The 26566-nt window shown below is 36.5% G+C and carries 25 protein-coding genes and 1 pseudogene; 8 read left to right on the forward strand and 18 right to left on the reverse strand.

Annotated features, from left to right (window positions below):
• Positions 1–219 precede the first annotated feature (219 nt).
• A complete protein-coding gene (locus BR87_RS04990) occupies positions 220–1317 on the forward strand; it encodes a M24 family metallopeptidase (protein ID WP_035029454.1) in 1098 nt (365 codons plus the stop codon).
• Positions 1318–1445: 128 nt separating this feature from the next.
• On the opposite strand, the gene BR87_RS04995 is transcribed toward BR87_RS04990, so the two are convergent.
• Positions 1446–2264 carry a YtxH domain-containing protein gene (locus BR87_RS04995; protein ID WP_035029457.1) on the reverse strand — a complete coding sequence of 273 codons (819 nt, stop codon included), beginning with the start codon at positions 2262–2264 and terminating at the stop codon, positions 1446–1448.
• A 58-nt stretch (positions 2265–2322) separates the two neighbouring features.
• Positions 2323–2745, reverse strand: a complete 423-nt coding sequence (locus BR87_RS05000; RefSeq protein ID WP_035029458.1) for a DUF948 domain-containing protein — start codon at positions 2743–2745, stop codon at positions 2323–2325.
• Positions 2746–3078: 333 nt separating this feature from the next.
• Between BR87_RS05000 and BR87_RS05005 the strand changes: the two genes are divergently transcribed.
• The 3 genes from BR87_RS05005 to BR87_RS05015 all read left to right on the forward strand — a co-directional run bounded on the left by BR87_RS05005 (position 3079) and on the right by BR87_RS05015 (position 6461).
• A complete protein-coding gene (locus BR87_RS05005; RefSeq protein WP_035029461.1) occupies positions 3079–3975 on the forward strand; it encodes a mechanosensitive ion channel family protein in 897 nt (298 codons plus the stop codon).
• Between the two features lie 205 nt (positions 3976–4180).
• Complete coding sequence (locus BR87_RS05010; RefSeq protein WP_035029464.1) at positions 4181–5341, forward strand: MGDG synthase family glycosyltransferase; 1161 nt, start codon at positions 4181–4183, stop codon at positions 5339–5341.
• Positions 5313–6461, forward strand: a complete 1149-nt coding sequence (locus BR87_RS05015; protein WP_244877033.1) for an MFS transporter — start codon at positions 5313–5315, stop codon at positions 6459–6461. The genes BR87_RS05010 and BR87_RS05015 overlap by 29 nt, the downstream gene beginning before the upstream one ends.
• A 52-nt stretch (positions 6462–6513) precedes the next feature.
• Here the strand turns inward: BR87_RS05015 and cbpB are convergent, their stop codons facing one another.
• The 4 genes from cbpB to racE all read right to left on the reverse strand — a co-directional run bounded on the left by cbpB (position 6514) and on the right by racE (position 9842).
• Positions 6514–6990, reverse strand: coding sequence for a cyclic-di-AMP-binding protein CbpB (cbpB, locus tag BR87_RS05020; RefSeq protein ID WP_035029467.1), 477 nt, complete (start codon positions 6988–6990; stop codon positions 6514–6516).
• Positions 6991–7114: 124 nt separating this feature from the next.
• Complete coding sequence (locus BR87_RS05025) at positions 7115–7633, reverse strand: YfcE family phosphodiesterase (protein WP_035029470.1); 519 nt, start codon at positions 7631–7633, stop codon at positions 7115–7117.
• Between the two features lie 10 nt (positions 7634–7643).
• On the reverse strand, positions 7644–9008 hold the full coding sequence (gene rph, locus BR87_RS05030) for a ribonuclease PH (RefSeq protein WP_035029473.1): 1365 nt from the start codon (positions 9006–9008) through the stop codon (positions 7644–7646).
• A 27-nt stretch (positions 9009–9035) separates the two neighbouring features.
• Positions 9036–9842, reverse strand: coding sequence for a glutamate racemase (racE, locus tag BR87_RS05035; RefSeq protein WP_035029475.1), 807 nt, complete (start codon positions 9840–9842; stop codon positions 9036–9038).
• 193 nt (positions 9843–10035) lie between these two features.
• Between racE and BR87_RS12825 the strand changes: the two genes are divergently transcribed.
• On the forward strand, positions 10036–10734 hold the full coding sequence (locus tag BR87_RS12825) for a YslB family protein (RefSeq protein WP_084683566.1): 699 nt from the start codon (positions 10036–10038) through the stop codon (positions 10732–10734).
• 56 nt (positions 10735–10790) lie between these two features.
• Here BR87_RS12825 and BR87_RS05045 read toward each other — a convergent pair whose 3' ends face one another.
• The 3 genes and pseudogenes from BR87_RS05045 to BR87_RS05050 form a co-directional block, all read right to left on the reverse strand.
• The gene (locus tag BR87_RS05045) at positions 10791–12056 is read right to left on the reverse strand and encodes an ABC transporter permease (protein ID WP_035029477.1); all 1266 of its coding nucleotides are present in this window, start codon (positions 12054–12056) and stop codon (positions 10791–10793) included.
• The gene (locus BR87_RS13660) at positions 12049–12258 is read right to left on the reverse strand and encodes an ATP-binding protein DrrA1-3 family domain-containing protein (RefSeq protein WP_425304606.1); all 210 of its coding nucleotides are present in this window, start codon (positions 12256–12258) and stop codon (positions 12049–12051) included. Before BR87_RS13660 ends, BR87_RS05045 begins: the two co-directional genes overlap by 8 nt.
• A pseudogene (locus BR87_RS05050) lies at positions 12258–12948 on the reverse strand (ABC transporter ATP-binding protein); the annotation flags it as partial. The pseudogene BR87_RS05050 and the gene BR87_RS13660, both read right to left, overlap by 1 nt.
• A gap of 209 nt (positions 12949–13157) precedes the next feature.
• On the opposite strand from BR87_RS05050, the gene BR87_RS05055 reads away from it, so the two are divergent.
• On the forward strand, positions 13158–13865 hold the full coding sequence (locus tag BR87_RS05055; RefSeq protein WP_035029481.1) for a Bax inhibitor-1/YccA family protein: 708 nt from the start codon (positions 13158–13160) through the stop codon (positions 13863–13865).
• A 144-nt stretch (positions 13866–14009) separates the two neighbouring features.
• On the opposite strand, the gene BR87_RS05060 is transcribed toward BR87_RS05055, so the two are convergent.
• From BR87_RS05060 to BR87_RS05070, 3 genes are all read right to left on the reverse strand, one after another.
• Positions 14010–14447, reverse strand: a complete 438-nt coding sequence (locus BR87_RS05060; RefSeq protein WP_035029484.1) for a PH domain-containing protein — start codon at positions 14445–14447, stop codon at positions 14010–14012.
• Between the two features lie 18 nt (positions 14448–14465).
• On the reverse strand, positions 14466–15179 hold the full coding sequence (locus BR87_RS05065; protein ID WP_051929684.1) for an alpha/beta fold hydrolase: 714 nt from the start codon (positions 15177–15179) through the stop codon (positions 14466–14468).
• 177 nt (positions 15180–15356) lie between these two features.
• The gene (locus tag BR87_RS05070) at positions 15357–15611 is read right to left on the reverse strand and encodes a hypothetical protein (RefSeq protein ID WP_035029487.1); all 255 of its coding nucleotides are present in this window, start codon (positions 15609–15611) and stop codon (positions 15357–15359) included.
• 383 nt (positions 15612–15994) lie between these two features.
• Here BR87_RS05070 and BR87_RS05075 point away from each other — a divergent pair, with 383 nt between their 5' ends.
• On the forward strand, positions 15995–16870 hold the full coding sequence (locus BR87_RS05075; RefSeq protein ID WP_035029490.1) for a helix-turn-helix domain-containing protein: 876 nt from the start codon (positions 15995–15997) through the stop codon (positions 16868–16870).
• Positions 16871–17327: 457 nt separating this feature from the next.
• Here the strand turns inward: BR87_RS05075 and trxA are convergent, their stop codons facing one another.
• The 4 genes from trxA to BR87_RS05095 form a co-directional block, all read right to left on the reverse strand.
• Positions 17328–17639: a thioredoxin gene (gene trxA / locus BR87_RS05080; RefSeq protein ID WP_035029494.1), complete on the reverse strand. Its 312-nt coding sequence runs from the start codon at positions 17637–17639 to the stop codon at positions 17328–17330.
• Positions 17640–17731: 92 nt separating this feature from the next.
• Positions 17732–20101 carry an endonuclease MutS2 gene (locus BR87_RS05085; RefSeq protein ID WP_035029497.1) on the reverse strand — a complete coding sequence of 790 codons (2370 nt, stop codon included), beginning with the start codon at positions 20099–20101 and terminating at the stop codon, positions 17732–17734.
• Between the two features lie 111 nt (positions 20102–20212).
• Positions 20213–20755 carry a CvpA family protein gene (locus BR87_RS05090; RefSeq protein WP_226799700.1) on the reverse strand — a complete coding sequence of 181 codons (543 nt, stop codon included), beginning with the start codon at positions 20753–20755 and terminating at the stop codon, positions 20213–20215.
• A gap of 40 nt (positions 20756–20795) precedes the next feature.
• Entirely contained in the window at positions 20796–21074 is a 279-nt protein-coding gene (locus BR87_RS05095) for a cell division protein ZapA (RefSeq protein ID WP_035029500.1), read from the reverse strand.
• A 376-nt stretch (positions 21075–21450) separates the two neighbouring features.
• Here BR87_RS05095 and rnhC point away from each other — a divergent pair, with 376 nt between their 5' ends.
• Positions 21451–22392, forward strand: coding sequence for a ribonuclease HIII (rnhC, locus tag BR87_RS05100; protein ID WP_035029503.1), 942 nt, complete (start codon positions 21451–21453; stop codon positions 22390–22392).
• Between the two features lie 269 nt (positions 22393–22661).
• On the opposite strand, the gene BR87_RS05105 is transcribed toward rnhC, so the two are convergent.
• A complete protein-coding gene (locus BR87_RS05105; protein WP_035029505.1) occupies positions 22662–23978 on the reverse strand; it encodes an APC family permease in 1317 nt (438 codons plus the stop codon).
• A 167-nt stretch (positions 23979–24145) separates the two neighbouring features.
• Positions 24146–26563 carry a phenylalanine--tRNA ligase subunit beta gene (gene pheT, locus BR87_RS05110; RefSeq protein ID WP_035029508.1) on the reverse strand — a complete coding sequence of 806 codons (2418 nt, stop codon included), beginning with the start codon at positions 26561–26563 and terminating at the stop codon, positions 24146–24148.
• Between the last annotated feature and the right edge of the window lie 3 nt (positions 26564–26566).

Raw genomic sequence — 26566 nt, forward strand, 5'->3', positions numbered from 1 at the left:
TACTTTTTGATAGGTCAGTTTTATTCTTATACAATTTATCAAACTTTCGAAAATAATGCAAGCGTTTTAATTCTATTTTCATGAAAATTTCAATATTCATTTCATTTTTTTTGTTTTTTTAGCTATTCGTCTCTTTTTTTACATCTTTCCTTTTTTAAATGCAGGATGGAGTGATACAATTGATACTAGTCAGATAGATTAAGAAAGTAGGTTGTATGTATGAAAAAACGTTTAGCTGATTTACAAGAATGGTTAAAAGAAACCCACACGGATGGCGTTTTTATTAATGACCCAGGAAGTATCGCTTATTTTAGCGGTTATGAAAGTGATCCTCATGAACGGATCCTCGCTTTAGTTGTCTTTCCCTTTGCGGACCCGTTTCTATTTACCCCTTCTTTAGAAAAAGAAGATGCTAAGAATAGCGAATGGGGTTTTGAAGTCTATAGTTATTTAGATAACGAAGATCCTTGGACTAGTATTGCTGAAAAAATACGACAAAAAGGAACTCCTATCCACCGTTTTGCCATTGAAAAAACATTTTTAACCGTTGATCGTTATGAAAAGTTAGAAAAACTTTTTGAACAGGTTGAATTTATTGATACAACTGAAAAAATTCAACAAATGAAATTAATTAAAACACCAGAAGAAATAGAACGGATGATAGAAGCAGGAAAATGGGCTGATACAGCTTTAGAAATTGGTTTTAATGCTATTAAAGAAGGGATTTCTGAACAAGAAATCGTCGCCGAAATAGAATACCAGCTAAAAAAACAAGGTATTAAAGAAATGAGCTTTGAGACCATGGTCCTTGCTGGAGACAATGCAGCTAGCCCACATGGTACCCCCGGTTCGCGAAAAATCCAAAAAGACGAACTGGTTCTTTTCGACTTAGGAGTTGTCTATCATGGCTATACAAGTGATGTTACTCGTACGGCTGTATTTGGTACTCCTCCTAAAGAAGCTGAAGAAATTTATTCTGTTGTACTTAAAGCCTACCAAGCGGCTGTTGCAGCGGTAAAGCCTGGTATAACTGCTGGGCAACTGGATAAAATTGCTCGTGATGTGATTACTGAAGCAGGTTATGGCCCTTACTTTACTCATCGTTTAGGTCATGGTTTAGGAAGCAGTGTACATGAATACCCTTCTATCATGGAAGGCAGTGAGTTGATTATCCAAGAAGGTATGTGCTTCTCTATTGAACCTGGAGTCTATGTTCCAGGTGTTGCTGGTGTTCGGATTGAAGATTGCGTATATGTGACTAAAAATGGCTGTGAAGTTTTCACTCACACTCCAAAAACCTATACTTCTATCCTGTAAAACAAAAAGTTCATTAAGACAATAGCAAAACCGCCGAAAGCTTTAATTTCGGCGGTTTTTTGTCTATTAACTTATTCATTTTCTAGATACTTCTATTAACGGATAAGCTAATAACTTATTTGGATTTATTAAATCCCAACGTTTGTATTCGTTGTTTTTTTATCTTTGGAATCAGAATCGCTCTTTCTTTGTTCAGTGCTGGTATTAACAGAAGATAACTTCTCATCTTCAGCAGCTTTTTCTTGGTCGTAAGTAAAGTCCATTGTATTTCTTTCAACTTCTTCTTTTAAAGAATCTGAGTCTAATTTAATCCCTGTTTGGAAGTCTTTTCCTTTTGTTTCATCTTTTTTTTTCATCGCTTCTTTTGAAGCATCTGCTGCTTTGTCTTTTACTTCATCTTTTGCATCCATTGCTGTTTCTTTTACATCCGATGAAGTATCTTTAACTTGTTCTTTTGCGTCTTTGGCTGCATCTTTTACATCTGAAGATGCTTCTTTAACTGATTGTTTCGCATCTGCTGCAACATCAGCTGCTTTGTCTTTTGCATCTCCCATAGTTGAAGCAACATCTTCTTTTGCATCCGAAGCAACATCACCTAAATCAGATTTTACTTTATCGGTACTGTCCATTACTTCCTCGCGGATATTTTGTAGATTTTCTCCCACTTCTTTAGAAGTATGGCTTAATTGGTCTTTCATTTGAGAAGCTGTGTCCTTCAAACTAATTTTGATATCTTCTGATGCGTCTTTAGCAACATTTTTAATTTCTGATCCTTTTTCTTTGGCAATATCTGTATAATCTTTTGCAGTACCTTTAGCATTTGAAGCTTGTTGTGTTAAATCTTCGCGTAATTCTTTTCCTGATTTAGGAGCAAATAATAATGCTGCGATACTAGCTGTTGCTGCTCCGATAATTGTTCCTAATAAAAAACCATTTTTCTTTGCCATAGTTGATTTCTCCTCTTCTATATCTTTTTAGTTTGTCTACTGATTAATTTGTTTCTTTTTATTTAGACTTGCGTTTACGATTCATATTTAAAGCTGTTTTACCTACTTTTGCAACCATACCTGACTTAACTGTTTTTTTCGTTGTACCTGTAACATGTTCTGCCAAGTTACGCGTTGAGGAATTCAAACTTGATACCGAAACTCCTAAATCTCCAATCGCTTGGAATACCGGATCTGTTTTACCCAATTTTCCGTTTACATCATCCAATGTTGTATTGGTTTTATTCAAGAGACCTTCAACTTCGATCAAAAGACTATCAGCGTCTTTAGTGATTACTTCGATGCTGGTATTTGCTTCTTTAACCGTTTTTGATACCTCTTCGATTACCTTTGTAACTTTTAATAATACCACAATTAGAAAAACGACTAATGCAGCAAACGCTATCGCAGCAATTAATGCTGCTATTTCTCCACCTGTCATCTTAATTCCTCACTTCCTCCAGTTTACTGGTTTATAATTTAGTGCACCTACAAGGAAAAAACTTCGCACTACGCTAAGCAATTCCTTAATTTAGAAACATTAAATCTTATTTCATGTTTAGAATACCATTAAATTTTTATCACTTCAAATAATATGATACCGATTACTAAAAAAACATGAAGTTGTCTCCTTTTCCTCTCAATCTAAAGGTACATCAAAAATATAGCTGAATCGTAAAAAAAAATGCTGGTTTATTTTCCTTTCTTTTGTTAATTTGTTATGATTAAAAATAGTTACTTAGTTTTTTTAAATTGTTAGCAAAGGAGTTTTACTATGGAGAACCAACTGGATAGTTCTGTTACGACAGAAGTAGTAAATTCCGTGGCAGAACAAACATCTTTTTTTATGAAATTTTGGCATGATATCAACTGGAATAGTATTTTAGCTACTGGTATCGCTAAAGCCATTCAAATTATTTTTTTCTTAATTGTTTTTTTGATTCTAAAAAAAATCGGTAACCTGTTTATCAATAAAACTTTTCAAAATTATCGCAAAAAGAAAGATATTTCTTTGAACCGGTTAGCTACATTAGACCGCCTTACCCACAATCTTTTTAATTCAGTGATCGGTTTTTTTCTTGCTTACGCCCTTTTATCTGCAGTCGGTATTCCGGTTGGTACATTACTTGCCGGTGCTGGTGTTATAGGTCTGGCTCTGTCTTTAGGTGCTCAAGGTTTTGTCAGTGATATTGTGAATGGTTTTTTCATTCTGCTTGAAAAGCAAGTAGATGTTGGAGACGTTGTTACACTTGATGAAGTATCTGGAACAGTTGTCGATGTTAATCTAAAAACAACTACTGTTAAAAGTTTTGATGGTACTTTAAATTTCGTTCCAAATCGTTACATTACCATTGTCAGTAATAAATCAAGAGAAGACATGCGAGCTCAGATTGATATCCGTCTACTGCCCGATGTGGATATTATTAAGGTCAACACAATTATTGACCAAGTAAATCAACGATTAGTTCCGCTGCATCCAGAAATTACACAAGAGCCAAACAATTTAGGATTGATAGATATTGGGAATGGGCATTTAGCTATTCGAATTATTATTTTTACGCTTAACGGCAGCCAATTTACTATTCAAAACATTTTTTTCCAAGAATACGTAACTGCGCTGACTGAACAAGGAATCGAAATTCCATCTACTATTTTAAATTATCCATCTTAGGATATGGTATAATCTTAAATTGGTAAGCTAAGCAGCCTTGTTTCAGTCAAAAGTCGCATAGACTTTTCTGACTCAAGGAAATAAACTAATGTTATATTTGTTTTCTTTAAAGGAACTAACGGGCTTTTTCTATATGTTTCTGATGAGAATGATTCAAGTTGAAAAGAAACAGCCTAGTTTCTACGAATGAAAGGAATGGATAAACGTGTTGAAATCCCCAAAAATTTTGCTTTTAACAGGAAGCTACGGCAACGGACACCTTGAAGTCACTCGTGCTTTAGTTGCTGAACTTAATAAAAGGGGCATTACTGATATTGTCGTTTCTGACTTGTTCTATGAAGCTCATCCTATATTGACTAATGTTACTAAGCAACTTTATCTTAAAAGTTTTACTAAAGGACAAAGTATTTATGGCTTTTTATATTATAATTCAGATGCACGGCTGACGGATTTCCGTATCGACCGTATTATTGATCGCTATGGCTATGTCCGCATCAATCAATTAATGAATACTTATAGCTTTGATGCCGTAATCAATACTTTCCCCATGCAAGCCTTGCCTATTTACAAACAAAAAAACAAACAAAACATTCCATTTGTAAATGTTTTGACTGATTTTTGTTTGCATTCACGTTGGCTCTCAAATGAAATCGATCACTTTTTTGTTGCCTGTGATTCTTTAAAAGACGAATTAGTGGCATCTGAAATCAGTCCCGAAAAGATAACAGTTTCAGGAATACCAATCAAGGAACGGTTTTATCAACTCGGCATGGGTGAAGCTGATACTTTACAGAATGAGAACCAAACTAAACATTTAGTGGTCTCTGCCGGGGCATTTGGCGTCTTAAAAAAGCTTCCTAACTTGATTGAAGAACTGAGTTTTCAAGAAAATTTAACCATTACCGTTGTTTGCGGACAGAACAAAGAACTTTATGAGTTACTGACAGAGCAATTTAAATCCAAGCCTTTTATAACCATTTTAAGTTATGTTGAAGATATGGCAAATCTTATGAAACAAGCGGATATTATGGTTACTAAACCAGGCGGCATCTCGCTTTCTGAAGCTATTGCCCTTCAAACCCCGTTAATTTTAACACCTGCTGTACCAGGACAAGAATTAGATAATGCTAAATTATTCGAAAAAGAAGGTATGGCCATTATGACTCAGCAAGAAAGTGAGATTGTTCCTGCTGTTCTTCACTTATTAAAAAACCCAACAGCTGTAAGTGAACTAAAACAAAATATGAAAAAACATTTTTATCCTTATGCTGCTGCTGTCATTATTGATAACGTCTTAACAACTATTGAAAAAAGTACTTCTTCAAAGGAGAACGATAATGAAAAAGAATTCATTAGTTATAGATAAAGAATTTATTTTTTTACTTCTTTCATTAATGTTAATTGAATACGTACGCGCAGCTTACGTAATCAGTTACTTACCGGTTCAATCGGCTGTAGGCAATCGGTTTTCTGTTGCTTTTGTTGGTTTGGCAGTTAGCTTGCATTTCATCAGCGATGCTTTTTCCAATTTCCAAGTCGGCTTTTTAATGAATCGATTTGGAGTTAAAAGAATTGTTTCTCTTTCTTTAGTGATGTGCTTGCTGGTATTGATTCTTGTACCTGTACTTCATTTTAATTCTTTCTCTGTTCTTCTTGCTGCTATCGTGCTGGGGTTAGGGGCTTGCCCAATTTGGATTATTGTTTTAGCTAAAGCAAGTAGCGGTGCACGAGGTTCCAATATGGGGTTGGTTTACTTTTGTTGGCTGGTAGGTATTGCTGGCGGAGTAATATTAATGAATTACTTAATGAATCTTTATTTGCTTTTTGCCTATTGGTTATTGCCTTTTTTAATTGTGGCAGCTTTTATTTTCTTTTACCTTTCTGGTGAACACCCTAATCCAGGAAAAGAAAATCAAACTTTTAAAGACATTCTAACGCAAGCCTTGACCGTGTTAAAAAGAAGCCGGAAAATACTGCCCGGTACACTGCTGCAAAGTATTGCTGTCGGAATGATGATTCCGATTTTACCTACATTTGTCTTACAAGACTTGCACTTTGAGTACAATTACTATACCTTATTGATTATGACCGCCGGGATAACGGCCGCTGTTTTGATGATTCCTTTAGGGCGTTTGACAGATTATTTAAAAACTAAAGGCATGTTTATTAGCGGTTTTGTTCTGTTCGGATCAGGTTTGATTTTATTGACAACTACTTCTTCTTTAAAATTTGTCTTTTTGATGGTAGTCGCGTTGGCGATTGCCTATACTACTTATTTGCCTTCTTGGAATGCATTTGTTGCTGGGAACATCCATCAAGACGACCAAAATGTAAGCTGGGGAATTATCTCTTCTTTTCAAGGTGTCGGAACTATGCTGGGCCCTATTATCGGTGGGTTGATCGCCACACTGGGAGCTAGTGTGACTATTATGATCAGCGGCATTTGCTTTATCGCTATGGCTCTATTTTACCTCATCGTTAAATAGAAAAAGCTAGCTAACAGGTTTTTAAACCTGTTAGCTAGCTTTTTCTATTTCTTTAAACACATTCAACTTTACGTTTTACATCGTATTTATTTTCAAATTCATGCGCAATATGATTTGTGGCTTTAAGTATTTCGCTCCTCGTAACGATGCCAGTAAAACTGTCATCCTCACTAGCTACACATACAAATGAATTTTGAACGAGTAAGTGAAGAACTTCTTCTAAGTCATATGGATTATTTATTACCGCAAAATCTGTTTGCATGACTTCATCAACTCGTATATCACCTAATTTAGAAAATTCAATATCTTTAATACTGGTAATCGCATCGATGATCATTGACATTGAGATCAAGCCTTTAATTTTAAATTCTGCATCTAATACAGGAATAACATTGTATCCTATTTTGGTTAATACTAATAAAGCATGATCCAAGCGATTGGTCACTTGAATATGTGCTACACGCTCTGCTGGAATCAAAAAATTTTCTTGGTTTTCTAATAACATTTTTCCTATTTCTTTGCCTATCATGTCTACAAGATTCCTTCCTCTATAATGAACTCCACATTCATTTTACGCGAAAACTCTAAAAATGGATAGTAAAACACCACTTATCCTCTTATTTTTGTTTGCCTCAGTTCTTTAAGAGGTTTTTTTATTTGGATCTGGTAAATGTACGCTTAAGTTCCACAATCGGTTGATGCAATCGATTGTAATACGTTACATGAACCAATTGACCGTCTGTTTCTACTAATGCGTATGTTTTAACTTTATGCGCGCCACGCGGCAATAAAATACTTCCTGGGTTTAGCACAAGGATGTTCTCAATCATTTCTACACCTAGTTCATGGGTATGGCCAAAAAAAGCAAAACCTGCTTGAGCATTTTTTGCAGCTTGTACTAGTGTCTGCATTGAATTTTTGACATCATGTAAATGTCCATGCACCCACATAATCCGTTCTTTACCAATAGTTTCTACACGTTCAGTCAAATAAGACTGATCAAAGTCCGTATTGCCTTTGACGGGCATCATCTCTTGCCAAACCGAATCTGAAGCTTCCAACTCTGAATCCCCACAATGGATCATTGCATCTACTTTTCCTTTATACTGTTTGATCAAATCAACTAAAACATCACGATCTCCATGATTATCACTGACAACTAGCACTTTCATTTCCTTCACCTCATTTAATGATTTCATTTTCTATCCACTCGTCCCATACTTGTTCTAATTTTGCTAAAGCAATTGCCCGATGGCTGATTTTATTTTTTTCTGCTTCTGACAATTCGGCCATTGATTTTTCCTGAGCTGCTACATAAAATAATGGATCATAGCCAAAGCCATTTGCCCCACGAGGAACACCTAAAATTTTTCCTTCGACCTCTCCTTCAACAATTAAGCTGTCCTTTCCAGGATAAGCTAATGCCAAAGTGCAATGAAATTGAGCAGTTCTTTCTGCAGGTGGAAAATCAGCCAATTCATGTAATAATTTTGCGTTATTTGCAGCATCACTCTTAGGTTCGCCGGCATATCTAGCTGAATATACGCCAGGTCTTCCTTCTAATGCATCGACTTTCAACCCAGAATCATCTGCCAGTACCATCATATTTAAGGTAGCAGCAATTGTTTCGGCTTTTAATAAGGCATTCTCGGCAAACGTTGTTCCTGTTTCTTCTACTTCAGGAATTTCTGGATAATCAAGCAGTGTTTTAACCAATAATCCTTTTTTTGCAAATAATGCTTCAAATTCGCGCGCTTTCCCAGGGTTTTTAGTAGCAATTAGAATAGTATCCGTCATAACCGGTGCTTGAATGGCTTTTTTCACTTTGCTTTCTTTAAGGGCTTGCGTTTGAATTTGGAATAATTCATTTAGCCCTTTTTTACCCAATTCCAACATTTCCATTAATTGATCAGTAGAAAATGTAGCTTCTTCTCCGGTACCTTGTAGTTCAGAAAACTCGCCGTTAGCTGTCATGACTAAATTCATATCAACTGCTGCTGAACTATCTTCTAGATAATCCAAATCCAAAACAGCTTCTCCTTGTTTTGTGATCCCTACACTGACAGCTGCTATATTTTCTTTAACAGGATCTTCCGTCAGTTGACCACTGTCCAGCAACGTTTGAATAGCCATTTTTAACGCAACAAAAGCTCCAGTGATGCTGGCCGTTCTAGTGCCGCCATCAGCCTGAATAACGTCACAGTCCACCGTGATGGCGCGCTCACCCAACTTCTCCAAATCAATAACAGAACGCAAAGAACGAGCAATCAGTCGTTGGATCTCCATGGTTCTTCCGGTTAATTTTCCTTTAGCTGCTTCACGAATTGTCCGCGTATTTGTCGCTCTAGGCAACATAGCATATTCTGCATGGATCCACCCTTTTCCCTGTCCCCGCATAAAGGGCGGTACTTTAGGTTCAACAGTCGCATTGCAGATTACTTTTGTATCGCCAAAAGATACCAGCACAGAACCTTCAGGGTGTTTTAAATAATTTGTTTCTATTGTCACTAAACGAAGCTCATCATTTTTTCGTGTATTTGTTCGCATTTTTCTCCTCTATTCTAAACAAATTTTTTATCCTAAAGTAATATGTTCTACAGCTAAATCATCCAGCTGCAACCATTCAGAAGCAATCGCATGAAACATTTGTGTCGAACCGGTTGTATAGAAATTGCGTTCTGCTTTTTCTTTATTTTGGCTATCCACAGCTAGGTTAAAATAATCTAGAATCGTACTTACTTCACTAACCGTTTCCGCACCTGAATCAATCAATGTAACGGAGTCACCCAACGTATTTTGAATAATCGGACGCAATAAAGGATAATGTGTACAGCCTAGGATAAGCGTATCTAGCCCTTCATTTTTTAATGGCCGCAATGTCTCGGCCACAACTTTTTTAGCGATGGCACTGCTGTATTCGTTGCTTTCAACTAATGGAACAAACTTAGGGCAAGCTAAGCTGGTAACAAGTGCTTTAGTGTCTTTCGAATGAATCATCTTTTTGTATTGATTGCTTTTAACTGTTCCTTCTGTTCCGATCACACCGATTCGATTAGTGTGAGTAGCCTTTATAGCTGCTCGACTTCCTGGCAAAATCACTCCAATAACCGGAATCGCAAGTTTTTTCTTAATGTCTTTTAACGCAGCTGCTGTTGCTGTGTTGCAGGCAATCACGAGCATTTTAATATCTTTATCCAATAAAAAATGTGTCATTTCCCAAGTGAATTTTCTTACTTGATCTTCAGGTCTCGGACCATACGGGCATCTGGCAGTATCGCCGACATAATAAATGGATTCATTTGGCAATTGCCGCATAGCTTCTTTAACGACAGTCAATCCTCCTACACCTGAATCAATAAATCCTATTGCTTGTTTTTTCATATTTAACAACCTTTATTTAAAGTCAATTTTTTCTTATCTCTATCTTCGCTTTTTTTCAAGAAAAATTCAAGCACAATAAGAAAATACTTACTCTTTCTATTAAGTTCCGATAAGCATCCTAACAAAAAGATAGGCTTCTCTGTCATTCCACGTTATAATAGATTAGGAAAAACAGAGAGGTGAATAAAAACCAATGAACGACCAAAGAAATTCAGTTGATTTAAACATTGTTGAAGGAAATGATTCATTATTCAGTTACACTTTAATTCGTGATGCGCTGATTCCCAATTTATTAGGTCAGGAAACAAATGAAATCCTTTATTGGGCCGGTAAAGAGCTAGCCAGACAATATCCTTTAAACAATCAGCAGGATACAATCCTTTTCTTTAAAAAAGCAGGGTTCGGCACCTTAACAGTAGATAGCCACCATAAAAACAAAGTCATTTTCCGACTTTCTGGCTTTGTAGTTGAAAACCGGTTAGCAATGGTGAAAGAGCCTAGTTTTAATTTGGAAGCTGGTTTTTTAGCCGAACAAATTCAACAACAAGAAAGTCTTTATACCGAAGCTATCTACGAGATAAAATCAAAAGCAAAAAGCGTCTTGATTACTTTACAGCAAGATACCAAAGACCTAAGCCCAATTGCTAAACCAGATACTTATTTTGTCTTCAACCAAACAGATAAGGAAAAACTTTCTGCAGATGAACACGAAGAAACCGCACTTGAAAAACTAGATGAGGTTTTTGCTGATCCAGTTGCTCAAGCTATTGATGAAACAGTGGAAGAAGTTCTTGATGAGCAAGCTTTAGAAGAGCAACATCCTTTAAAAGAGGAAGCCCCTTCTGTTTTTGATGAATGGCCTTCACGATCCGCAAAACATAAAAAGAAATAAAAAACACAGCAGGAATGAGACTTTTCGTCTCAACTCTGCTGTGTTTGTTTCAATTTTTAAGCTTCTTTCTTTTTTTCATTGCGCATGGTGCTCCACGACGCTTTCATGGTTTTAAACATTCCCGCATCTGAATAAACCAAGACGTTAGAACGGTATAACATAAGGGACACATAAGAGCACAAAATTGTAAAAATAACCATTAACCCAATTGATAATAAGTTGCCTGCGGTAGAAACTGTTTCACTTGCTACTCGAAAAGGCATGATCATTGGGGTAAAAAATGGAACATAAGAAGCGATTTTAACAATCATTTGTGTCGGACTAGCAAAGGCAAACATCCCACCGTAAAAGCCGATCATAGAAAGAAATACCAGTGGCGTTACTGCTTTATTGACATCTTCAATTTTTGAAACAAGCGAACCTAAGAAGGCTGCTATTGCAGCGTATAAAATAATCCCTAAAACAAAATAAATAATTGAATATCCCAACAGGCCCTGCAGCAATTCTTTAATATCAATCCCCTGCAAAACATTTTGAACAGGTTCAAAAGATTGCCCAAATTGATAAGCAACTAGTCCAATAACTCCGTAAATAACAACTTGCGTTAAACAAACTAATAAGATTCCCACTAATTTCCCAAAAAAGTGGACTGATGAACTAACACTAGACAATATGATTTCCATGATGCGCGTTCCTTTTTCCGAAGCTATTTCTTGAGCAATAATACTAGCGTAATTAATAATAAAAATAAATACTGCAATACCCACAACATAGGCACTCCACATTTTTATAGAAGTATCTTGATCATTTTGACTGGTAATATTTTCTCCTTCAAAACGGATGACTCTATCATCCAACTTAGGCGGTGCCATTAGTTTTGCTACTTCTGCTTCTGTTAACCCTAATTGAGATGCCGTCCGATTCAATTGAGTAACAGACAATACCGACTGTAAAGAAGATAGATCCAACGACTGGCCTGATGATGTATGTACATAATTCCCGTTGATTGAATCATTTTCTATTGCAATCTCTAAATAACCATCCAATTTCTCAGCTTTCATTTGTTTTTCGGCTTCTGCAATAGAGGTAACTTTTTTGGCTACTTTAAATTCTTCCGTTTCAGACTCTAAAGCTGTGCGAATGTCTTGATCGTTTGTAATCAATGCGATAGTAGGTGGTTCGCTAAAAGAAGACCCGACAAAATAAATGACTGCTCCTATGATTAATAAAATAACAATTGGCGATAAGACCATTGAAATAAAACCGACTGATTTTACATTTTTTTTATAAACTTCTTCTACAATAATCGCAAACTTATTCATTAGGCACACCCGCTTTCAATCTAAATATTTCTTCCAACGTTGGGGGTTGTTGACTAAAAGTTGAAATATAGCCGTTTTTAGTTACAAGCTCAAACAACTCATGACCATAAGCAGGGTCCGATAAATCTAGAACGGTCAAGCCATCCATTGTTTTCTTAAGATTCGTAACTCCTGGCATCGTTCTCAGCGTTTCATCTGGAATGCCTGTTTCAAGGAATAATTTTGTCCGACCGAATTGCTCACGAATCTCACGAACGGTTCCATCCAACACCATTGCTCCGTTCCGCAACATAATTAAGTTATCACAAATTTCTTCTACATTATTCATATTATGGCTGGAAAAAATAACACACGATCCCTGTTTTCTTAATTCTTTGATCCCTTCTTCTAGCAAGCTGGCATTGACTGGATCGAGACCACTAAAAGGCTCATCTAAGATAATTAATTTAGGTTGATGGATCAATGTACAAATCAATTGGACTTTCTGTTGATTTCCTTTAGAAAGTGATTTGATCTTATCTGTTTTCTTTCCTTTAACTTCAAACTTTTTCATCCAATCATCAATTAAAGGTTTGATTTTTTTTTTTGTTTTTCCTCGTAGTCGAGCAAAATAAATAATTTGATCTTCAATCGTTACTTTAGGATATAGGCCGCGTTCTTCGGGCAAATAACCGATAATATTGTAATCTGTTTTTTTCAAAGGACGTCCATTCCATAATACTTCTCCTTGATCAGCCATTAGGAAATTTAAAATTAAACGAAAAGTGGTTGTTTTTCCAGCTCCATTTTGCCCGATCATACCCATTATTTCTCCATCTTGAATCGTAAAGCTGATATTATCAACTGCTGTTAAAGACCCAAAAGATTTCTTGAGATTCCTTACTTCCAACATGTTATCTCCTCCAAATCACATTAAGCTTTTATCTTACTCTTACTATTCTTTTATAGTTTAACATACCTCTTTTTTAATTTATATCCTTTACTGCATCTCTTCTTTTTGCTTTTTTAATAGCTTCTATTTGACGAAATTCGTTTAATTACGTATGATACATTTGTCAAACCTTTTTTTTATTAATCAACAAAAGTTAGGAGGCAATTAAAATGAAGGAAGAAAAATTAGAAGTAAAAAGTAGTTTTCCCAGTTTTATGTCCAAAATATACGCTTGGATGGCAGGGGGAATTTTACTCAGTGCTGTAACTGTCTATACCATCCTTTATACTTTTTCTCCAATAGCTAATGCTTTTTGGAATTTAATGGAAGCTACGAATGGATGGGCTGCTTATGGATTTATTATTTTAGAACTCGTTTTAGTATTCAGTTTTCGCTTTAACCCTGAAAAAATGCAGCATACAGCTAATTATGCCACAAAGTTCATTGCTTACTCGATCGTTAACGGTGTGACTCTTGCTATTATTTTATTGATGTACACTGAAGCCAGTATTTTGAATGCCTTTATCTCTACTTTTGCACTTTTTGTTGTTATGAGCGCCATTGGTTTTATCACAAAAAGAGATTTATCTAAACTAGGCGGTATCTTATTCAGTATGTTGATTGGATTGATTATTGCTTCAGTGATCAATTTATTTTTACTGAGAAGTTCAACTGCTGACTTTATTCTTTCGATTATTACTGTTATCATCTTCACTGGACTAACAGCATATGATACACAAAAATGTAAAGCGATTTATGCTCAATATGGCGAAACGACTACAGTAAGCAGTCTCGCAATCATTTGTGCCCTAGAACTTTACCTTGATTTCATCAATCTGTTTTTAGGCATCTTGCGCATTTTCGGAAACCGCAAATAGCTCACTCTAACAGTAAAAGGACTAGATCAGGTTACGTAACGTGTAATCTAATCTAGTCCTTTTTTGTGTTATTTTATTGTCTTATGGTTGAAAAAAAAATCAGTCTATCAACTCAGACCTCCTATTATTTCTGCTTTTTGTTTTCTATTTTTGAACTTTTTTACTTAGTTCCGTTAAAAATACTTCTTTGTCCATTGGCGATAGTTTGATACTCTTCTTTCCAAAGTTAGTTGTGTAATAAAGAATAACGCCTTCTTTTGAAGAGAGTACTCTATTCCCTGTCATTACATCTGCCAACTTAAACTGTACCGATTCAGTCCTGTCTATTTGTTTGTAGGAAATGCGCTTCACAAATGGCCCATTCCGTATAATTAAACCATTTTGCTGAAGTTCGTAAACAATAAAATAATTGGCAGAAAGCCAACTAACAACAGCTAAGACTAAAACTAGCGTTAATATGCCTTGAATCGCTTGGTTAAGCGGCAAGAGAGAACGTGCAACAACAAGAGCAATCAACCATAAAAAACTATTGGACGAAAATAAAATAATGAAAAAAAGATCATGCTTTGTTTTAAATTTCATCTTGTTCTCCTTCTTTGCTTATTTATTTGCAGTAAAAAAGCGTACGGCCATTGAATTAAACGCTGCTGGTTTTTCCAGCATCAAAAAATGTGTAGCTGCTGGAAAAATAATTTTTTGACTAGTATTTATCAACTGGTGCATTTGTTCAGTATGCTGCGGTTTTATGACGTCCTGTTCTCCTGCTACAATAAGTGTAGGAATTGTGATTTTTTTTAAATCTTCCTCTGTTAAATCCAACTGATGCCACATTAAATCAATAATTTCTTTACGTTTACGCTGACGTTCACTATATTTCCCCAACTTATTTAAATAATAATAGTGGCATTGAACAAAAAGAAAATCTTTTTTTCTTAACCCATTTGCCTTAAAATTAGCACCGACAAGTACCATTTTTTCTACTTTTGCTGGGTAGTGACTGGCTAAATATAAGGCTAAATTCCCTCCGTCGCTAAACCCTATGATAGAGACTCGTTCAAGCTTCAAATAATCTAAAACAGATAAGATATCCTTGGCCATTTTTTCGAAAGACAACGGTGTTCTTCCATGATCAGAACGACCATGTCCCCGGCTGTCTAATGCAATAACGTGATAAGTCTGATTAAAATATGGCACTTGGTATTTAAAGATTTCATGATTTTCTTCGCTTCCATGCAGCAAAAGCAATGGCTTCCCTTTACCGCTAGTTTTACAAAACAAATAGCCGTCTTCTGTGGGTATATACATGGCTTTCATTTTCTTCCTCCTCACAAGGATCTCCTCACTCCATTCTAACAAAACATACGCGTTCCCTACAACTGATCTTCAGTTAAAATTAAACACAAAAAAACATCAATCTCTCTCCAAAGATTGATGCTCTATGGGACTTATCTCAACACAGGGGAGCATTAAGATAAAATCCTTCATTTTACTTTAAATGTTAATATCTAAATTGATGATTTTTAACGTAATCATTAATTGATTTTCACGTCTAACAAATAATAATCGCGTTACTTTCATCTTATTTAAATCAGCCAGCGAGAGATTGTGTCTTCTCAAAACACCATCAAGGGGACAATCCAGCATACCATCTGCATTTTCTATAAAATCTTCCTTAACTATTTGCAAGATATTTTTCGCATCTTTTCCTTCAATAATATAGGCGTATTCTTCATTTATTTGTTTCATGCTGATGATTTCCCCTCCTACTTTAGGCTTGTAATGTGTTCACCATCTGTAATTACTAAGTGTAGAAGTTCTTTGCTGTTTATTAAATTGAATATGCAACTCCTCCTATCCTCCAAATACATTCCTTTACCTCTCGAGTAATTTACCAGCAAGTATTATGGAAAACAGTTGGTTACTATGACTTGACGTTGTCGTCTAGCCGCCGCCACCAACAAACCAAAGTACTGGTAAGATTGCCATAAGCTTTTTCAAGACTTTAATATAGTCCATCTTCATGTAATCCCTCCGTTCTTGAATATAGTATACCAAAAGAAATGCAATTTAATGTATAATGTGCATATAGTAACATTATTTTTTAAAAATGAAAAAAGTGGGTGAAATAGTTGGTTAATCAGAAAAAACCGTTTGGTCCAGATCTTAAGAAAATCCGTGAAAATAAAGGTTATACACAAGAAGTGGTAGCCCGCAATGCAATGAGTCGCTCTACTTATACTCGTTTTGAAACAGAAATCATCACTACGACCGTTCCAAAATATTTTCAGATTCTTAACAATTTAGATATGTCGCACAAAGAATTTTCTTATATTCATAATAAATATCATTTAAGTGACAAAGAAGCAATTCTCTATCAATTTAATTCAGTTACTACAAACTCTGATCTTCTTCTTTTAAAAACATTAAAGCTGGAAGCAGAGAATTACCTGCTAAAAAATGACGACCCTGTTATTAAAGATATTGTTGAAATCTATGAGGCACTGCTCACCTTAGCTCATACACATGATTTAAAATTAGCTTATGCTCATGCTGAAAAGGTTTGGTTCCGGCTCGAAAAAATGGATAAATGGTACTTGACTGAACTTCGTTTATTAAACAACATCTTATTTTTCTTTTTGCCAGAAACTTCTCTGTTCATTTCTAAACGGGCACTTCTTGATTTAAATAATTATCGTCATTTTAGAGAAGCAACTGAATTAAAAATGGCTTTTTCAATGAATTTAGTTTATTTATTGATGGAAAACCAAGACTTTAAACAGTCTCTACTCCACGCAGATGCCTTGATTGAAGATTGCAAAGCAGAATCAAAGTATATTATGCTGGCTGTGCTCTATGTACGTAAAGGAATTATTTTAGAAAAAATACAATCGGAAAAAGATTCAGCTATTTTTATTCAAAAAGGATTTACTATCCTTGAAGCTATTGAAGAATTGGAAATAAAAAAAGAATTAGAGCAGGAATTAAGCTACTATTTAAACTCATAAAAAGCGGACAAGTCCGCCTTGACCTCCGTAAAAATAGGGAATACGACTCGGGAGCAACGCTCCTTTCGTCGCCTTGTACTGGTATTCTACGAGATGAATCTCTTAACGTACCAGGCAAATGAGCCTACTGCACAATTACTAGGAGACTTCCAGCTTTAGCCGATTACATCAAATAGTCTAAAGCTCCCTCAGCGAAGCTTTAGACCTTTAATAAGAGCATTTTTCTTGATTTTTTTCTTTTGCTAATTAGAGCATTTCTACTTAACACTTCTTACTTGTTTCTTGCTTCTTTTGTTCGTTAGACCCACTCTATCGGATATTCCATCCCTCCCAAACCGAGTACAAGAGAGATGGCTATAAATATTTAATCTTTCCCTATTTTCCCAAAGTATTTTACATACTCTCATCCATAAAAAAAGAAGATGAGAAAAAAATCTCATCTTCCTTTTTTTAATTATTATTTATATTTTGCAATGACTTCTTCAAGTTGTTCTTTGCCATGGTAGCCAATTAATTTATCAACAACTTCTCCGTCTTTTTTAATTAGCAATGTTGGGATACTCATAATACCGAATGAAGCAGGTACAGTTGGGTTTTCATCAACATCCATTTTTACAAATTTAACTTGATCGCCAATTTCTTCATCTAATTCTTCTAAAACTGGTGATTGCATCCGACAAGGTCCGCACCAAGTTGCCCAAAAGTCAGTGATGGTTAATCCCTCTTTAGTTTCTTCTTCAAAGTTTGTATCTGTTACTACTTGTACCATATTATTTCCTCCTTAATTCTTAAACTTATTAATAGTAAGTCTTTCACTCTTATTATTATAACAAACAAAAGAAATTATTTCTACTATCTTGCTTATGCTTTAAACTCTACAATCGTTGCGCCGTTTCCACCTTGATTTGCAGGAGCATAATGGAAACTTTTGACAGAGCGATGTTTTTTCAACGCTTCCGTCACCCCTTGTCTCAAAGCTCCGGTACCTTTACCATGTACAATCGTAACTTGTGGATAATTCGCTAATAAAGCTGCATCCAGGTAACTGTCCAAGTCTGCTAAAGCATTCTCATAACGTTCTCCCCGTAAATCTAATTGAGGGGAAACATGACTAGATGAAGCCGATTGGACGGTAGCTGACATTCGGCGGGACGGTTCTTTTTCAGGAGCTACTACAGTCAAATCACTTTCTTTAATTTTCATTTTTAGCATTCCCATTTGAACGACCCACTGATTATTGTCGGCTTTTTCCAATAAGACGCCTTTTTGTCCAAAAGACGTCACTTGAACATCATCACCGACTTTAAAATTCTGCTGTTTTTTCGCTTTTTTTAAAACTTTATTTTTAGCTAATGCTTCTTCGTGCCGCATCTGAGCAAGATGTGTTTTAGCATCGATTAATTCATGCTCTTTGATCGCATTCCCATAAGGCATTTCCAATTGCTTTTTACGTAAATCAGTAATGATCTTATTTGCTTCTTCTTCTGTTTCCTCAACAATTGTATTGGCTTTTTCACGCGCTTTTTTTAATAAATCCTCGCGTTCACCATAAAATTGTTGAACGGCTGTTTGCAAATCCACATGAAGCTGTTCTGCTTCCGTGACATAATGACGAACTTCAAGGTATTCTGTTTCTGCCATTTTTCGTCGGTTTTCTAAATCACTGATCATTTCATTTAAGTCTTGACTCTCACTATCAATCAATTGACTAGCTGAATCAATGATTTCTGACTTCAAGCCCAATCGTTTAGATATCTCAAAAGCATTACTGCGTCCCGGTACCCCGATCAATAAACGATAAGTCGGACTTAATGTGTCTACATTGAACTCCATACTAGCATTAATGGTTGCAGGACGATTGTATCCATAGGCTTTTAGTTCAGGATAATGAGAAGTGACCATCACATAACTTCCAACTGCTCCAATCTGGTCTAAAATGGCTATCGCTAAAGCTGCTCCTTCTTGAGGGTCTGTGCCGGCTCCTAATTCATCTAAAATCACTAAACTCTTTTCATCAATTTTATCTAAAATTGAAACAATATTGGTCATATGCGAAGAAAAGGTACTTAGGCTTTGTTCAATTGACTGTTCATCACCAATATCAGCAAAGACTTCGGTAAATAAGCCCATTTGACTGCCTTCTGCTACTGGCAGCTGTAAACCTGCTTGTCCCATTAATTGCAATAAGCCTAATGTTTTTAAAATAATGGTTTTCCCACCTGTATTTGGACCAGTGATCACAATAGCTTGGTAATCGCCGCCTATTAAGATGTCATTAGCTACCACAACAGCAGGGTCCAACATTGGATGACGTGCACTCAGCAACCTGACTTCATTGGTTTCACTGATTGCCGGCCGAGTTGCTTCAATGCTTTTACCATAACTCGCTTTTGCTCCAATAAAATCCAATTTTCCAAGTAAAAACATATTATTCAAAATCTCATTGCCGTATGGTGCAATCTCATTTGATAATTCAGCTAAAATGCGTTCAATTTCTTGCCGTTCCTCGATCTGCAACTGACGTAATCGATTATTTAAATCTACAACAGCTTGTGGTTCAATAAACAAGGTTTGTCCCGTCGAACTTTGATCATGAACAACCCCGCCAAAACGATTCCGGTGCTCAGGCTTTACTGGAATAACATAGCGGTCATTCCGCATCGTAACAACTGCATCGGTCAAATATTGGGCGCTTTTTCCGCGAATCAAACTATCTAATTTTTCACGGATTGCGTTTTCTCCACGTTTGATTCCTGTTCGGATACCTTTCAATGTTGCGCTGGCATCGTCTAATACACGTCCATCTTCTTCAACTGATTCACGTATTCGTTGATTTAACTGAGGCGTAGTAACGAATCTCTCTGCTAATTGATAGAGGGTATTTAATTCGATTCCAGCTTCTTTTAAAGTCTCAAAAAAACGATTTATCTCTGAAGTTGTGCGCAATATTCTCCCAATTTGAGCTATTTCTAAACCATTTAAGGCTGCCCCGATTTCCAAGCGTTTTAAATGGGGTTGAACATTTTGCAATTTAGGAATCGGCATACCGCCTCGTATACGTAAAATAGTGGCCCCGTCTTCTGTTTCATCTTGCCATTTTTCAATATCCGACAAAGAAGTAGAAGGTTTCAATTCCATTGCTTGTTCTTTTCCCAATTCAGAAGCCGTAAAACGAGCTAATGCTTGGATGATTTTAGTGAACTCCAATGTTTGAAATATTTTCTTATTCATTCTATTCACCTCTATTAAAAAATAGTTTATCTCTACATACTAAGAAACCGTCCTTTAAAAATTGAAGAACGATTTCTTGATTATCTTATTTTAATCACTGTGGTATTTCTGTTAAATAACCGTTTCGATCCACCAATTATAAATTTGGTTTGAAAAAACAGGTGTGTTTTCCACAATCATTTGAGCTACTCGACTATGACCGAAAGCAGATTGAATCGAATCAATTGGCAACATGGTTAATACAGTCAACACTAAAAAGATGCCTACGTAAGTCACCAAAAAGGCTAACAAAGCGCCTCCTATTGTATTTACTTGTTTTAATACCGGTATAAACGTTAATGAATTCAACAATCCGCCCATAAACCGCGTTATAAGCCATCCGATGAATAAAATCAAGAGAAAGGCAATGCCATTATAAAAAGCATGATCCAGACTGAACCCTATTGCTTGATTATAAAATTGGAAGTGACTTCCTTCAGAGGCTGCAGGATATGGTATCAGCAACTCTAAATGCGAACCCAACGTTTTATAGTATTGGGCAGCTACAACATAAGAAACTGCATAACCAATCGTCATTACAAGTTGTAGAACTAATCCTCTTCTAGCCCCGCCATAGATCCCTAGTGCTAAGATAATTATTATTGCTATTGACATGATCATTTTTCCACCCTTTTCAATCAGAAGTCATGCGTTTTTAGTTCTGAATTTGTTTTAACTGAGACTCTAACTCGTGTACTTTTTTCTCTAATTTCGCCAATTTTATCTGCATTTCGTATTGATCAGAAACTGCATTAACAGCTGCTAATACAGCACGTCTTTCTGGATCTAAATCCTTAGATAAATTTTCGATTTGACGCATCTGCTCATCTACCGTCTCGGCTACCATTTTTAAATGTGCTTCAGGTCTTGCACCAATGATCGTGTAGGATTTTCCTGCAATGGTTGCTTTATAACGAATTTTACCTTGAGACATTGCGACCCCTCCTAAAAATTACATTTCCTTTATTTTACCATGAAAGACTAAGGAGTGACACTTTTTTCAGGTATCTTTTTTCATTTCCAGTAAGATAGCTTTTAATTCTTCTTGTTTTGCCTTAAAACGGCTTTGTTCACTCCGCAGATAACCTGCATATGCTATAATAAGCCACGTGCTGATAAGACAAATTCGACTAATAATTTAGCGAATCAGCTTAACTTGTTCCGCTCTTATTCTAAAAACAATCAAGGAGATTATCTGTTTTCTAACTTCAGGCTTAACAGATAGCTTCAATCAACAGATTAAAAACAACAGTTGAAAAGTACATTTAAACAGAAATTATGGCACTACGTTATATGAAAGGAAAATCAATATGGCAAATGAAGTTTTAACAGTTTCACCTAAAATACTAAAAGAAATGAAAAGCTATTATCAAAACTACTTAAAATCAACTACTCCGCCTGGAGGTAATTTTGCTGCAAAAAAAGCAGCAGTCAACATCACCGCTTACAACTCCGGAAAAGTTTTGTTTCAAGGACATTCAGCACAACAGGAAGCAGCACTTTGGGCAAGTAAAGCGACGAATAAACCAACGAAAAAAAGCAGCAGTAACGGTTCTACACTTAATACCCCTCTACCAGCAGGATTTCGCAATTGGTCGGTTATTGGCAGTGATGAGGTTGGAAATGGCAGTTACTTTGGACCTTTATCGGTAGTAGCTGCTTATGTTGATCAATCACAACTGCCTTTATTGAAAGAATTAGGTGTCCGCGACTCAAAAGATATGAAAGATGCTGAAATTATAACAGTCGCAAAAGACTTGATTACTTTTTTACCGTATAGTTTGCTCAATGTCATGCCGCAAAAATACAACGCTATCCAGCCGACTATGACTCAAGGTAAAATGAAAGCTGTTCTTCATAATCAAGCTTTAGGCCATGTACTGATGAAGATTCAGCCAGTTACACCTGATGCAATTTTAATTGATCAATTTGAATTACCCGCTACTTATTTTAAGCACATTCAAGACCAGCCGCAAAAAATCAAAGATGCTGTTTACTTTCAGACTAAAGGCGAAGGCCATCACCTTGCTGTTGCCGCAGCTTCTATCATTGCTCGTTATGCATTTTTAAATAGTTTAGATGAATTAACAGCTGAAGCTAAACTGAAAATTCCTTCTGGAGCAGGAAACAATGTTGATTTAGTCGCTGCTAAGTTATTAAAGAGAGGCGGCTTATCTTTATTGGGAAAATACGCTAAGCTTCATTTTGCTAATACCGAAAAAGCTAAAAAAATTGCTGGTTTTTCAAATTAATTTAGGCTTTAACAAAAAAATAAGCACAGAAAAATAAAGAGGCTGGGACAAAATTCTCAACCTCTTTGGCATATCCGAATGTTTATTCTAGAACGTGTTCCAAAAAGCAGATCCGACGTCCACTTCACGAATAATGCTCGATGGTCTGTGACCATACTGCGGTTATTCGTTCCAGTTGCCTTAGCCCTTGCAGCTTTAGCTGCTTAGGGATACGGTATGCGAGATAGAAGATTCGGGTCTAAACGCTTTTTGTTTCACTCCCTTTATTTTTAGTCCTTTCTTTTACTGCAAAATAAATAAATTGGAATACCAGCTAGAGTTAAAACCAAACCTAAAAATGCATTTTGCGGCTGCACAATGAGGGTATTGACGATAATATAAAATCCGCCAAATATAGCAATCAGAGGAATGATTGGATAGAAAGGAACTCGATAAGGTCGTTCTATATCCGGCTGAGTTTTGCGTAATATCAGGACAGCTATAAAAGTCAACGTAATAAATATCCAAATGACGAAAATAATCAAATCTGTTAATTGATTAAACTGTCCCGTTAAAATCATCACTATAGAAATAATCAAGATAACCAATCCGCCATTTATAGGGATATTGGTTTTCGGGCTTATTTTACTGAACCACCCACTAAATGGCAATAATTTTTGAGTGGCCAGTACATAAGGGATACGGATGCCTGAAATAGCATAGCCGTTCATACCGCCAAAGACCGAAATCAAGATACCCGCAGTTACTAGTTTTCCTCCGATACCGCCGAATAAATGCGCAGCAACTAAAGCAGCAGGTGTATCAGTAGCTGCAAGTTGCGAACTATCCAAGACGAATAAATAAGCGACGTTGATCATTAAATAAACCGCCATCACGATTGACAGCCCTCCCACGATCACTCTAGGCAGCATTTTAGCAGGATTTTTCATTTCTCCTGCCAATGCTCCTACGTTGATCCAGCCGTCATAAGCAAACAACGTCGCTACCAATGCAGAACCTAAACTAGATGCAACTGGATGGCTTGACACTGAAAATGGGATTAACCGAACACTTCCTCCTCCCGGATAACATAAACCTGCCACAATAATGACAGCGATTGGAATCAATTTTAAAATAGTTGCCGTAGTTTGAATCCGACCACTATACTTGGTTCCCATAAAATTGATGACCATCACAAAGATAGCTGTCACAATGGCAATAGGAACAATATACTGGTCTGATAATAAAAACAAACTGCCGACTTGTGTTGCAAATATAATAGCTAAAGCACCGATATTGGCTGGATAATAAACAATCATTTGAGCCCAGCCGACTAAAAAGCCAAGCCAGCGTCCATATACTTTTTCTAAATAAATCATCATTCCGCCGGTTTCAGGATAAATGGTTCCTATTTCTGCAACGGTTAGCCCACCTGCGATCGTAATGATCCCACCGATAAGCCAAGCAAGCAACGTTAGTCCAGGCGCTCCCGTTGCGCTGCTTACAGCTGTTGGTTTAAAAAAAATGCCTGCTCCAATAACTGTCCCTACTACTACTGTCAAAGCCGTTAAACCCGTTACTTCTTTTTTTAAATGCCCTTCATTCATTTTCTGCCTCCTTTATTCTATTGTTCAATTCGAGAATAGATTTCACTAGCTTACCATAATCATTTTATGACGGCTATCTTTTTTATGCAAATTCTATTTACACTATGAAAGCAAGCAAAAAAAGGCTTTGTCAGTAGCACAAAGCCTTTTTTTGCTATTGCTCTTTCTTATCTGACTACCGCTTGGTACGTTTCGATTAAAGCTTTGATTACTTTCTCAAATGCCTTAGTAACTTCCTCTTCAACTAGTGTATCTATTGGATTTAAATAAGACAATGTGTAAGCAAGAGATTTTTTACCTGTTTCAATATTATCTCCTTGGTAAATATCAAATAGCCGTACATTTGTTAAAAATTTCCCGCCTTTTTCAAGGATCAATTCGGTCAATTCTTGATTTGTTACTGTTTCATCCACTAATAAGGCCACATCGCGTGTCATTCCTGGGTATTTTGGAATACCAGCATAAATCGTCGGATGTTTCGCTGCATCTGCGATAGCCTGTAAATTCAATTCAAATGCATAAGTTTCTTTCAATTCATATGCTTTCGCTCTTAAAGGATGGATTTGTCCTGCAAAGCCGATTTCTTCTTCGCCAAGATAAATTGTTGCGGTACGTCCAGGGTGCATGCCTTCATGATCGCTAGCTGCCACAAAAGACACAGGATCAGTTAATCCATACGTGGCAAACAATCCTTCAAGAATTCCTTTCATATCAAAGAAATTCACTTTAGCTGCTTTTCCCTGCCAATTATCGTTCACTAAAGAACCTGTTAAAACACCCGCTAAATGATCCTCTTCTACGGGCAATACACGATCTCCCTCTTTATAAAAAACATGACCAATCTCATAAAGTGCAACGTTTGTATTTTTTCGAGCACTATTGTAGCTAGTATTATCCAGTAAACCACTGACTAAATTCATCCGCAGTGTACTGTGATCTTCACTCATTGGCCATTCTACGCGAGTCATATCACTTTTGCGCATCATGAATTGTTGAGCTTTCTCAGAAGTTGTCAAAACGTAGCTGATCGCTTGTGACAATCCTGCACCTTCCAAATAATGTCTTGTATGACGTACTAAACGTTGTTTGTCATTTAATCCTCCAGGAATAGCTTCCGATACTGGTAAAGTTGCCGGTAAATGATCGTAGCCATAAATACGCGCTACTTCTTCTACCAAATCAGCTTCGATTGAAATATCCCAGCGGCGCGGCGGAACAGCTACCTCAAATAACCCATTTGTTTCAGTTACTTTAAAACCAAGACGATCAAAAATCGCCATCACTTCTTCAGTCGTGATTTCAGTTCCCAAAGAGCGGTTCAATTTTTCCAATGTAATGCTGACTAGCGCATCTTTCACTTCAAGAGTGCTTTCAACAGCTCGTCCTGATACTACCGTGCCGCCTGCTAACTCTGTTATCAAAGCAGCTGCATGGTCTCCGGCTGTTGTGATAGCAGCATGGTTGATGCCTTTTTCATAACGTGAACTAGATTCGCTGCGCAAATTGAATTCTTTCGCCGTTTTGCGAATCGCGATCGGATCGAATAAAGCCGCTTCAAGTGCGACATTTATGGTGTCTTCTTGAATTTCTGAGTCCATTCCGCCCATGACTCCAGCTAAAGCAACCGGTTTTTCACCATTAGTAATCACAATATTTTCAACAGACAAGTTGCGTTCTTTTCCGTCTAACGTTGTTAATACTTCACCTTTTTCAGCTCGGCGAACTAAGATTTCTTTAGAATGTAATCTGTCATAGTCAAATGCATGCAGCGGTTGGCCATACTCTAATAGAATGTAATTCGTAATATCCACGACATTGTTCAATGGACGAATACCAGCATTCATTAATTTCGTTTGTAACCATAATGGACTTTCTTCTACTTTTACATTTTTAATCACTCGAATGGTATAACTTGGTGTGTCTAAGTTGTTTTCAACAGCTACTTTAATATAATCCTCAACTTTTTCATCAGCTGCTTCTGTCAAATGATAGGTTTTGAAGTAAGGTTTTTGATTGTAGATTGCTCCCACTTCATGAGCTACTCCATGCATACTTAAAGCATCTGCTCGATTAGGTGTGATCGACAACTCTAAAATGGCGTCGTCCATTGCCAAATAAGGAAACACACTTTCTCCCGGAACAGCTTCTGCCGGCAAAACGTAAATCCCTTCCGCATATTGTTTCGGTACCACTTTTTCAGAATAACCCAGCTCTTCCAAAGAACAGATCATGCCATTTGAAACTTGTCCGCGCATTTTGCCTTTTTTGATTTTAACGTTTCCGGTGATTCTTGAGCCGGGTAAAGCTACAATGACTTTTTGTCCTGCAGCAATATTCGGTGCTCCACATACGATTTGCGACAATTCTGCTTCGCCGATGTCGACTTGGCAAACATGCAAATGATCAGAATCGGGATGATCCACTACTTCTGCAGTATAGCCTACTACAATTTTTTTCAAGCCTGTTTCTGGAATAGCCACATCTTCAACTTCAATACCTGTACGAGACATCTTGTCTGCCAGTTCCTCAGGTGTAATATCTGTTAAGTCTAAATATTCTTTTAACCACTGATAAGATACGTTCATCAT

Origin of the sequence: Carnobacterium mobile DSM 4848 (assembly GCF_000744825.1) — a bacterium.
Lineage (GTDB): Bacteria > Bacillota > Bacilli > Lactobacillales > Carnobacteriaceae > Carnobacterium_A > Carnobacterium_A mobile.

What these genes read in the sequence shown, in the direction of transcription:
- rph (WP_035029473.1), bottom strand. Translation starts at nt 9,008, where the DNA reads ATGCGAACAAATACACGAAAAAATGATGAGCTTCGTTTAGTGACAATA.
- BR87_RS05060 (WP_035029484.1), bottom strand. Translation starts at nt 14,447, where the DNA reads ATGAAATTTAAAACAAAGCATGATCTTTTTTTCATTATTTTATTTTCG.
- BR87_RS05070 (WP_035029487.1), bottom strand. Translation starts at nt 15,611, where the DNA reads ATGAAACAAATAAATGAAGAATACGCCTATATTATTGAAGGAAAAGAT.
- BR87_RS05005 (WP_035029461.1), top strand. Translation starts at nt 3,079, where the DNA reads ATGGAGAACCAACTGGATAGTTCTGTTACGACAGAAGTAGTAAATTCC.
- BR87_RS05055 (WP_035029481.1), top strand. Translation starts at nt 13,158, where the DNA reads ATGAAGGAAGAAAAATTAGAAGTAAAAAGTAGTTTTCCCAGTTTTATG.
- BR87_RS05015 (WP_244877033.1), top strand. Translation starts at nt 5,313, where the DNA reads ATGAAAAAGAATTCATTAGTTATAGATAAAGAATTTATTTTTTTACTT.
- BR87_RS05000 (WP_035029458.1), bottom strand. Translation starts at nt 2,745, where the DNA reads ATGACAGGTGGAGAAATAGCAGCATTAATTGCTGCGATAGCGTTTGCT.
- cbpB (WP_035029467.1), bottom strand. Translation starts at nt 6,990, where the DNA reads ATGATAGGCAAAGAAATAGGAAAAATGTTATTAGAAAACCAAGAAAAT.
- BR87_RS05105 (WP_035029505.1), bottom strand. Translation starts at nt 23,978, where the DNA reads ATGAATGAAGGGCATTTAAAAAAAGAAGTAACGGGTTTAACGGCTTTG.
- BR87_RS12825 (WP_084683566.1), top strand. Translation starts at nt 10,036, where the DNA reads ATGAACGACCAAAGAAATTCAGTTGATTTAAACATTGTTGAAGGAAAT.
- BR87_RS05090 (WP_226799700.1), bottom strand. Translation starts at nt 20,755, where the DNA reads ATGTCAATAGCAATAATAATTATCTTAGCACTAGGGATCTATGGCGGG.
- trxA (WP_035029494.1), bottom strand. Translation starts at nt 17,639, where the DNA reads ATGGTACAAGTAGTAACAGATACAAACTTTGAAGAAGAAACTAAAGAG.
- racE (WP_035029475.1), bottom strand. Translation starts at nt 9,842, where the DNA reads ATGAAAAAACAAGCAATAGGATTTATTGATTCAGGTGTAGGAGGATTG.
- BR87_RS05045 (WP_035029477.1), bottom strand. Translation starts at nt 12,056, where the DNA reads ATGAATAAGTTTGCGATTATTGTAGAAGAAGTTTATAAAAAAAATGTA.
- BR87_RS05025 (WP_035029470.1), bottom strand. Translation starts at nt 7,633, where the DNA reads ATGAAAGTGCTAGTTGTCAGTGATAATCATGGAGATCGTGATGTTTTA.
- rnhC (WP_035029503.1), top strand. Translation starts at nt 21,451, where the DNA reads ATGGCAAATGAAGTTTTAACAGTTTCACCTAAAATACTAAAAGAAATG.
- BR87_RS05065 (WP_051929684.1), bottom strand. Translation starts at nt 15,179, where the DNA reads ATGAAAGCCATGTATATACCCACAGAAGACGGCTATTTGTTTTGTAAA.
- BR87_RS04990 (WP_035029454.1), top strand. Translation starts at nt 220, where the DNA reads ATGAAAAAACGTTTAGCTGATTTACAAGAATGGTTAAAAGAAACCCAC.
- BR87_RS05085 (WP_035029497.1), bottom strand. Translation starts at nt 20,101, where the DNA reads ATGAATAAGAAAATATTTCAAACATTGGAGTTCACTAAAATCATCCAA.
- BR87_RS05095 (WP_035029500.1), bottom strand. Translation starts at nt 21,074, where the DNA reads ATGTCTCAAGGTAAAATTCGTTATAAAGCAACCATTGCAGGAAAATCC.
- pheT (WP_035029508.1), bottom strand. Translation starts at nt 26,563, where the DNA reads ATGAACGTATCTTATCAGTGGTTAAAAGAATATTTAGACTTAACAGAT.
- BR87_RS04995 (WP_035029457.1), bottom strand. Translation starts at nt 2,264, where the DNA reads ATGGCAAAGAAAAATGGTTTTTTATTAGGAACAATTATCGGAGCAGCA.